This is a genomic window from Streptomyces sp. NRRL WC-3549 (genome assembly GCF_000721935.1).
Lineage (GTDB): Bacteria > Actinomycetota > Actinomycetes > Streptomycetales > Streptomycetaceae > Streptomyces.
Window position 1 is genome coordinate 162,872 of record NZ_KL585381.1, and the last position, 2,331, is coordinate 165,202.

Sequence of the window (2,331 nt, forward strand, 5' to 3'; positions counted from 1 at the left end):
CGCTCAGAGATGTGTATAAGAGACAGCCCTACAGGTCCCTGCGGTACTCCTCCGCCACCTTCAGGAGGATGTCGTTGGCCTCGGTCTCCCCGATCGAGATCCGCACCCCCTCGCCGACGAACGGCCGCACGGTCACGCCCGCCCCCTCGCAGACCGCGGCGAAGTCGAGCGTGCGCTCGCCCAGCCGCAGCCAGACGAAGTTGGCCTGCGACTCCGGAACGGTCCAGCCCTGCCGCACCAGGCCCTCGCGCACCCGGGTCCGCTCCCCGACCAGCGCGCCCACCCGCCCCAGCAGCTCGTCCTCGGCACGCAGCGAGGCGACCGCCGCGTCCTGGGCGACCTGGCTGACGCCGAAGGGGACGGCCGTCTTGCGCAGCGCCGCCGCCACCGGTTCGTGCGCCACCGCGAAGCCGACCCGCAGCCCCGCCAGGCCGTACGCCTTCGAGAAGGTCCGCAGCACCGCCACGTTGGGCCGGTCCCGGTAGATCTCGATCCCGTCCGGCACCTCGGTGTCGCGGATGAACTCCTTGTACGCCTCGTCCAGGACGACCAGCACATCGCCCGGGACCCGGTCCAGGAACCGCTCCAGTTCCGCCCTGCGCACCACCGTGCCGGTCGGGTTGTTGGGGTTGCAGACGAAGATCATCCGGGTCCGGTCGGTGATCGCGTCCGCCATCGCGTCGAGGTCGTGCACCTCACCGTCGGTCAGCGGCACCCGCACCGAGGAGGCTCCGCTGATCTGCGTGATGATCGGGTACGCCTCGAAGGAGCGCCAGGCGTAGACGACCTCGTCACCCGGGCCCGAGGTGGCCTGGAGCAGCTGCTGCGCCACGCCGACCGAACCGGTGCCGGTGGCCAGATGGGAGACCGGCACGCCGAACCGGTCGGACAGTTCGTTCATCAGACCGGTGCACGCCATGTCCGGGTAGCGGTTGAAGACGGCCGCCGCCGCGAGAGCCGACTCCATCACCCCTGGCAGCGGGGGGTACGGGTTCTCGTTCGAGGACAGCTTGAAGGCTGCCGGCCCGTCGGCAGCCGGCGGCTTGCCCGGCACATAGGCAGGGACGCCGTCCAGCTCGGCGCGCAGCTTGGGGCTCGTCTCGCTCACCGCAGGTCCTCCTCGACCATCCGTACACAGCAATACTGCTCACCTTATGAGGATTGAGGGTTCCTGCGAATGGCCCGTGCCCGAAATCCGTGTCCGTGCGACGAAGCCCCCGTCGTCGGCCCCGGCCGAGCGGGGGCGCCAGCGCAATCCGGCGCACGCCGGTGGCTCACTCCGTGGCGCGCGTCCCTCGAAGAGGTGAGTTGCGACCTCTTCGACAGCTGACCCATGCAGCAGGTCCTCACTCCCCGACACATGACACCTGCCACCGAAAGGGCTCAACTCCCTTGCTTTGCAAGGGCTAATGCGCCGAACGATCATGCAGAAACGTGCCTGTCAATGCGCGCATATGCGACCGGCCCTACCCGCGGTCGGCCCCCTACTATCGGCTCGCCATGACAGCAGCAGGGAAGCACCAGGTGAGTCGGACAGAGACGCCCCGGCGCAGCGGCCGACCGGGACGTGCGGGCATCCGTGATGTCGCGGCGGCGGCCGGCGTCTCCATCACGACCGTCTCCGACGCCCTCAACGGCAAGGGGAGACTGCCGGACGCCACCCGACGCCATGTCCGCGAGGTCGCCGAGCGCCTGGGCTACCGCCCGTCGGCCGCGGCCCGTACCCTCCGCACGGGCAAGTCGGGCCTCATCGGCCTGACCGTGACCACGTACGGGGATGAACCTTTCACCTTCACCGAGTTCGCGTACTTCGCCGAGATGGCCAGAGCAGCCACCTCGGCGGCGCTCGCCCGCGGCTACGCGCTCGTCATCCTCCCCGCCACCTCACGGCACGACGTCTGGTCCAACGTGGCGCTCGACGGCACGGTCGTCATCGACCCGTCCGACCAGGACCCCGTGGTCGCCGAACTCGTCCGCCAGGGCCTGCCGGTCGTCTCGGACGGGCGTCCGGCCGGCTCACTGCCCGTCACCGCCTGGGTCGACAACGACCACCGCGCGGCGGTGCTCGACCTCCTCGACCATCTCGCCGCGGCCGGGGCCCGTCGCATCGGGCTGCTGACCGGCACCACGACGGACACCTACACCCGGCTGTCCACGACCGCCTACCTCCACTGGTGCGAGCGGGTCGGGCAGGACCCGGTCTACGAGTCGTACCCGGCCCACGACCCCTGTGCGGGCGCGGTGGCGGCCGACCGCCTCCCTGGCCCGCCCGGACCGGCCGGACGCCGTCTACGGCTTGTTCGACCCCAACGGGACCGACCTGCTGGCCTC

At 70.6% G+C, this 2,331-nt stretch carries 1 protein-coding gene and 1 pseudogene; one reads left to right on the forward strand and one right to left on the reverse strand.

What is annotated here, in order from left to right:
* Positions 1-28: 28 nt before the first annotated feature.
* Positions 29-1,108: a histidinol-phosphate transaminase gene (hisC, locus tag IH13_RS0100995; RefSeq protein ID WP_031080180.1), complete on the reverse strand. Its 1,080-nt coding sequence runs from the start codon at positions 1,106-1,108 to the stop codon at positions 29-31.
* 392 nt (positions 1,109-1,500) lie between these two features.
* Here hisC and IH13_RS36465 point away from each other — a divergent pair.
* A pseudogene (locus IH13_RS36465) lies at positions 1,501-2,331 on the forward strand (LacI family DNA-binding transcriptional regulator); the annotation flags it as partial.